We start from the raw sequence: 6,149 nt of genomic DNA, 5'->3' as shown, positions 1-6,149 counted from the left end.
ATTAAATTTGCGGGTACGACCGGCCATGAAATTCCTCCATTCATGGCCGTATTATACTTCTTATTCTAATTAGATAACGTAATTTTAGAATTTTATACTAGCCTAGTGCTTAGTACGTTATTTTCGCTTCAAGCTTGCCGGCTTCTTCAATCCATTTGGTGACTTCCTTTTCGGATGGATCACGCTGCGCAAGATTTTTTGCTTTGTTTATTTCGACCATTTTTGCGGTTAAGGTGGCCGGAACTCTGTGTCTTAACTCTTTAACCGTATCAACACCGGCTGCTTCGAGCAATTCGGCATATTGAGGTCCGATACCGCTGATTCTGAATAAGTCAGCATGGTTGGCCCATTTAAGAATGAACTTTCCGGATATCCCTGTTTTATCCGCAACTTTTTTGCGGGCTGCCGGTGTCAGGCAAGCCTCAAGCAACTCATCCGGAGTTTTAATACCAATTGCAATTAACTTCGGAGCGTATGCTTCCCCAATTCCTTGAATATCAATGATTTTGTATGCCATAAATCCTCCAAAATTCTCTGTCTTCGTAAGGATAACTTTATTCTCGTGCTCTGAGATTAAAAGCAACTCAATCTAAGCCTGATTTTTGCAGGGCGTGCTTTTATTGTTTTTTCATTGCTTTTGCTTCACTTAAATTCTTTTTGCCGTTTTCACCCGTTTTTTCCGGAATCTCTTCCGCTGCTTCTGCCGCAGCGGTTGTTACCGTATGAAAAACGGAAACGATGTTGTTAACGTACACAGTGAACATAGGAATGATCAAAAGTCCAAGCACGCCTACGATTACAGAAAGAATTTTACCCCCGGTTGTGACCGCTTCTATATTGCATCCGATAGTGATTGCTTCCATTACCGCCCACCATAAAGCATCCCAATAAGTTCTTACGTCTGGGTTTACGTTAGTTTCGCAAACATAAAAACCTAGACTTCCGAGGTAAAGTCCGGAAAACAAAATGATGACGTAAGTTAAAAACATCTTTGAAGATGTCTGTACGGCGAACCAACTTACGACAATCGCTAATGCGTAGCAGCTCCGTATCAAAGGCATGAAGCTCACAAAATAGCCAATGTCTCTTGGAAGGGTTATGCCGAGCTTAGGAAGGATTGTTCCATACGGAATACATGCAATGAAAAGAAGAAAATAGGTAATGATGTAACGAGTCTTTCTCTTGGAGTAAATGAATTCAAGAGCCAGATCCGCCATGAAAAAGATACATACCCAAAACTGCAGTTTCATTGCAAACTGGCTTTGGTAAAACGGGTTGTTGTAGACGAAAGTGTCGTAGGAAATGCATCCGACTAAGGCTAAGGAGCAAAGTAAAACGATTAAACGAAGAATTCCCTGAATGCCTTGCTCTTTAATTCTTTCCCATGTGCTTTTGCTCAAAACCGACCTCTCATCCTTTTTCTCCGGATCGTTGCGTCATTATTAAACAATCGGGGCGCTCAACAATGTTTAAGCGCCCCGTATCAGGAAATAAATTTCTTTTAAGCCGAGGAGGTGTTATTTCGATTTTTTCTGCGTTTTCAGGAAGTTTTCCAGCCAAAAAGCACCTACGATGGTTTTAACGTCGGTGATTTCGCCGTTCAAACATTGTTCAAGAACTTCGGAGAAGGACACTTTGATGATGTCGAGAACTTCACCGGCGTCTAAATTTTGTCCGACATACTGTAAATCTCCGGCGTAAAAGACAGTGATCTCCTCATCGGAATATCCGATCGCATTATTGAAGCGGCCGAGTTTTTTCCAGACCTTGGCTTCGTAACCCGTTTCTTCCGTGAGTTCTCGTTTGGCACAGTTGAAAGGGGACTCTCCCGGGTTCAGCTTGCCGGCTGGAAATTCAAGAAAGCTTCTGCGCAGCGGATGGCGGTACTGGCGTTCAAGGATGACCGTGCCGTCTTCAAACATCGGAATGATCATGGAAGCGCCCGGATGATGGAGATACTCTCTGGTCGTGACCACACCGTCAGGCGTTTTAACGGTATCTTTGTGCACTTGAAGGAAGGATCCTTTGTAGGCGATTCCGCTGTCAATCAATTTCTCAGTTAAGGGGTCTTTTTCCGGGTTGTTTTGAAGCATACCTATCTCTCTTTCTTTAGTCATTCCGGCGGACTCAGGTTCAACGCTTGTTCCTGATTCCCATTTTAGCCACCCCAAGTTAAGTTGTCTTTAATAAATTGTCCGTTTTTAGGCTTTTAAGGTCTAGAATGCTACTGTTGGCTAACGATCATATTTATCATCTCGTAAACCCTATCGGGGAAAGGATGATGAATTGACCTTCAAGATCTTGGGAGGAACATTATGGTTCTGCGTACAACTCAAAAATTCGTTAATTGGGTGAGCGGTCTTTATTTCTTGGGCGCTCTCGCGATGCTGGCTTTCCTTTGGGCATATATTCCCGTCCTTTCCATTCTCTGGACGAGCCTTTTGGATTTTGCATTTAACATTATGTATGTTGTTATCGGCGCACTTTTGTGGCCGGGTACACTGTTAGCAATCCTTGTCTGCGGTTTCTAACTTACTCCAACGACAAATCTCAATTCAAAACTCACGAGTCGGCCGCTCGTGAGTTTTATCATATCTAGAGCCGAAGCGTCGCGCTTCAGATGTCTTGCCGACGACGATATTTCTCTGTCCAAGACCGATCTTTTAGCGAACGCTATTTCATGAACAAAGATGTTTTCGTCTAATATGAAGGATGCAGACAGCTCGTTTTAATCTTCATATGGCCGGCCATCAGATCGTTCTCAAATCAAATTTGGAAGAGACTACTCAGCACGGAAGTGAAGACTTTCCGGCGGCTCTTTACGAAACGGTCTTTCGCTCAAAAATGCTTCGATACGTGCCGCTTCATTGGCATAAAGAACTTCAGCTGTGCCTCATTCTTACTGGCCGCGTGCGTTTCTCTATTAATCAAAAGGAGGTTGAAGCCGGCGCCGGAGATGTCATCTTCATTAATTCTCAGGTTATTCACAGTGCGACTTCTATATCTAACGACGAAGAAGAGGCTTCCTACTACTGCATTAACTTTGCGTATGAAATGGTCGGAGGCTTTCACGGAAGTTTGATGGAACGAAATTTCGTTCTGCCTTTTCTCAGAAATGAGCAAAACGATTTTCTCTTGATGTCTGAGAAAAGTGAGGAGGGCCTGCTCGAGGAGATTTCTTCAAAGATGCTTCATATTCGAAAGCTCTTCAAGGAAACCGAGCCGGAAAGATATTTCGATATTTTTGCGGAGCTAGTTCTAATTTGGAAAGAACTTGTGCGATGGCTTCACAAAACAGAAGACCAGCCTTCGACAAGGTGTCCGGAAGATTATGAGACGAGCCGAAAAGTGATCTCTTATATTGAGAAGAACTTAGGTGAAAAACTTACCTTAGATCTCATCGCTAAAGAAGTATGTCTTTCTAAATGGGAGTGTTCACGTCGGTTTAAGCGCATTGCGGGAGAATCGGTTTGGAGTTATCTGATCTCGGCAAGAATGGCAAAGGCCGTTGAGCTTCTTTTGTATAGTCGTAAATCCGTTGAAAGGATTGGATTTGAGGTTGGCTTTCCGAACGTTAATCTCTTTATTCGCCAGTTCAAAAAAGAATTCAGGACAACGCCGGGACAATTCCGAAAGAATTATTGAGCAACAAAGGTATATTTTCAGCGGGTATTGGAATATCCGAGAAGAGCTGTTTTCTTAGACTAGATGTCAAACAAAGACATTTAGTTCTAAGGAGACAAAATGAAACATTCAGTTCCTGCTCAAACCGAAAACGACCTGATCGATTTTTATCGAAACGCAATTCGCACGCGCAGCTATTCCAATCAGGAAGGCGACATCGCTGTGCTCATTCTCAAAGAAATGGAAAAGCTCGGTTACGATGAATGCTATATCGACCGAGTTGGCAACGTTGTAGGCAGAGTCGGTAGCGGTAAAAAAATCATTCACTTCGACTCTCACATGGATACGGTTAACGCCGGCGACCCGGCACTTTGGGACCATCCTCCGTTTTCCGCAGATTATGCTGACGAGTACATTTACGGAAGAGGTTCTGTCGACATGAAGGGTGGGTTAAGTGCTTCCGTTTATGCTGCGGCAGAAGCTAAAAAACAAGGACTTCTGGACGGGAAGACTGTTTATGTAACAACGACCGTTTGCGAAGAGGACTGCGACGGCGTCAATCTGATCAATTTCTACAAAGATTCGGGTATTAAACCCAACTTTGTCTTCATCTGTGAGCCTTCTTACAATGTCATTACGCTCGGACATAACGGCAAGATGCAGGTACGTATTCGTACCCAGGGCATTTCTGCACACGGTTCGGCTCCGGAAAGAGGTGTGAACGCGGTCTACGAGACGGCTGAAATCATTACTCGTGTTGATGAGCTTAATAAGAGGCTTCAAAAGACGGAAGGAAAAGGAACGGTTGTTCTTTCCAAGATCAGCTCCGTTGCCGCTTCTTTAAATGCGGTGCCGAGTGAATGCGAAATTTATTTGGATCGTCGCCTCCGTCTTGGTGAAACCATAGAAGATGTAAAGAAAGAAATGGACGCTCTCGTGGAAGGCAAGCCTGCTAAGTGGGAGCTCGGTGTTCTGAAAGAAACTTCATGGAAAGGAGAAGAGCTCGTCTATCTTCCCGAACACGATCCTTGGAAAATCGCTGAAGACGCTGAATTAACAAAAGCCTGCATCCGAGCCTATGAAGATGTATTCGGAGAAAAGCCGAAGAAATTTGAATTCTGGGACTTTGGCACCAACGCAGTGGTTCCGGTTTCGATGGGGATTCCGACCATCGGATTCGGTCCCGGAGAATATAAATTAGCGCATATGATTAATGAACGCTGCCGTCCTGAGCAAGTTAAGGAAGCGGCAAACTTCTATCTCAATACCATTGCGGAGCTGTGAAATGAAAGATCTCGACCACCTCAAACTGCCTCGTGCCGGTGAAACCTCTAGCCGTTTTACGAAAGAGCAGGCTCTCGCGGCACAAAAGTTTCATCAAACGCTTCCCGGATATTCCGTTACTCGTTTGGTTGAACTCCCTGCCTTAGCCAAAGAACTCGGCGTCAAAGACATTTTTGTTAAAGACGAAGCCTCGCGTTTTGGATTGAATTCATTTAAGGGACTCGGCGGAAGCTATTGTTTGTTCCATCTGCTTTCAGAAAAGTACGGATGGTCAGGTAAAGTTGAAAGCTTCGCACAGCTCAAAGATCAGATCGCGTCGCTGGAAGAAAAACCTAAGATCATCTCCGCGACTGACGGTAATCACGGCCGAGGCTTAGCCTGGATTTGTCATTTGCTCGGACTTAGGTGCGAGATTCTCATGCCGGCCGGCAGCAGTGAGGAGCGTCAGGAAAATATCCGTAAGCTCGGAGCCGATTGCCGGCGCACAGACGGCAACTATGATGAAACCGTCCATGAAGCAGAAAGGTTTGCTTTGGAAAACGATTGGCTGCTCGTTCAGGACACAGCGCTTCCGGGATTTGAGAAAGTAGCTCAGTTCATTATGCATGGTTACCTCACGATGGCCCTGGAGACGGTGGAGCAACTAAAAGGCAAATGTCCGACGCATATCTTTTTGCAAGCGGGCGTTGGCTCCATGGCTGGCGCTATGTGCGGATTCTTTGCCTCTCTTTACGGGCCTGATGTTCCGGTGATTTCCATTGTCGAGCCGAAAACCGCTGACTGCGTCTATCGTACAGCTGAAAAGGACGACGGCAAACTTCACAATGCTCCCGGCAGTCTGGAAACCATCATGGCAGGCCTTTCCTGCGGAGAGCCTTGCAGCGTCGGCTGGAAAGAAATTCGGGCTGCGGCTTCCCATTACTTCCGCATTGAGGAATCCGTTGCTGCAGATGGAGTCCGCGTCCTTTCTTCTCCTTTGGAGAACGATCCTCGAGTGCATTCAGGAGAGAGCGGAGCGGTTGGTTTCGGTACAGCGTTTGAGCTCTTGTTCCACAAAGCACAATACCAGGAAGAAATTAGCTCTTTAGGTTTGAACAGTGAATCTGTCCTTCTGTTTTTCAATACGGAAGGTGTTACCGACAGAAAGAATTTCCTTAAGATCGTTTGGGAAGGCGCGTTTGCCGAGAAAGTTTAAACGCCAAGGCTTTTAGGAGTATTCTCCGACAACACAATATTGCATA

General features: G+C 45.2%; 7 protein-coding genes. 4 read left to right on the top strand and 3 right to left on the bottom strand.

The genetic code is table 11. The features are described 5' to 3' along the window. Nucleotides 1–109 precede the first annotated feature (109 nt). The 3 genes from ACZND6_RS09430 to ACZND6_RS09420 all read right to left on the bottom strand — a co-directional run bounded on the left by ACZND6_RS09430 (nucleotide 110) and on the right by ACZND6_RS09420 (nucleotide 2,093). Nucleotides 110–517, bottom strand: a complete 408-nt coding sequence (locus ACZND6_RS09430; RefSeq protein WP_293738155.1) for a DUF4332 domain-containing protein — start codon at nucleotides 515–517, stop codon at nucleotides 110–112. 100 nt (nucleotides 518–617) lie between these two features. Then, complete coding sequence (locus ACZND6_RS09425) at nucleotides 618–1,400, bottom strand: ion channel (RefSeq protein ID WP_293738154.1); 783 nt, start codon at nucleotides 1,398–1,400, stop codon at nucleotides 618–620. A gap of 117 nt (nucleotides 1,401–1,517) precedes the next feature. Next, entirely contained in the window at nucleotides 1,518–2,093 is a 576-nt protein-coding gene (locus ACZND6_RS09420; protein WP_293738153.1) for an NUDIX domain-containing protein, read from the bottom strand. A gap of 222 nt (nucleotides 2,094–2,315) precedes the next feature. Here ACZND6_RS09420 and ACZND6_RS09415 point away from each other — a divergent pair, with 222 nt between their 5' ends. The 4 genes from ACZND6_RS09415 to ACZND6_RS09400 all read left to right on the top strand — a co-directional run bounded on the left by ACZND6_RS09415 (nucleotide 2,316) and on the right by ACZND6_RS09400 (nucleotide 6,103). Beyond that, nucleotides 2,316–2,531, top strand: a complete 216-nt coding sequence (locus tag ACZND6_RS09415; RefSeq protein ID WP_293738152.1) for a hypothetical protein — start codon at nucleotides 2,316–2,318, stop codon at nucleotides 2,529–2,531. A 181-nt stretch (nucleotides 2,532–2,712) separates the two neighbouring features. Then, complete coding sequence (locus ACZND6_RS09410; protein ID WP_293738150.1) at nucleotides 2,713–3,645, top strand: helix-turn-helix domain-containing protein; 933 nt, start codon at nucleotides 2,713–2,715, stop codon at nucleotides 3,643–3,645. A 99-nt stretch (nucleotides 3,646–3,744) separates the two neighbouring features. Continuing rightward, nucleotides 3,745–4,908, top strand: a complete 1,164-nt coding sequence (locus ACZND6_RS09405; RefSeq protein ID WP_293738149.1) for a YgeY family selenium metabolism-linked hydrolase — start codon at nucleotides 3,745–3,747, stop codon at nucleotides 4,906–4,908. 1 nt (nucleotide 4,909) lies between these two features. Continuing rightward, nucleotides 4,910–6,103, top strand: a complete 1,194-nt coding sequence (locus tag ACZND6_RS09400; RefSeq protein ID WP_300875176.1) for a diaminopropionate ammonia-lyase — start codon at nucleotides 4,910–4,912, stop codon at nucleotides 6,101–6,103. The last annotated feature ends 46 nt before the right edge of the window (nucleotides 6,104–6,149 follow it).

Source organism: Parasutterella sp. (assembly GCF_057870745.1).
The sequence above is the reverse complement of the archived record's forward strand: the minus strand, read 5'-3'. Positions and strand labels throughout refer to the sequence as shown.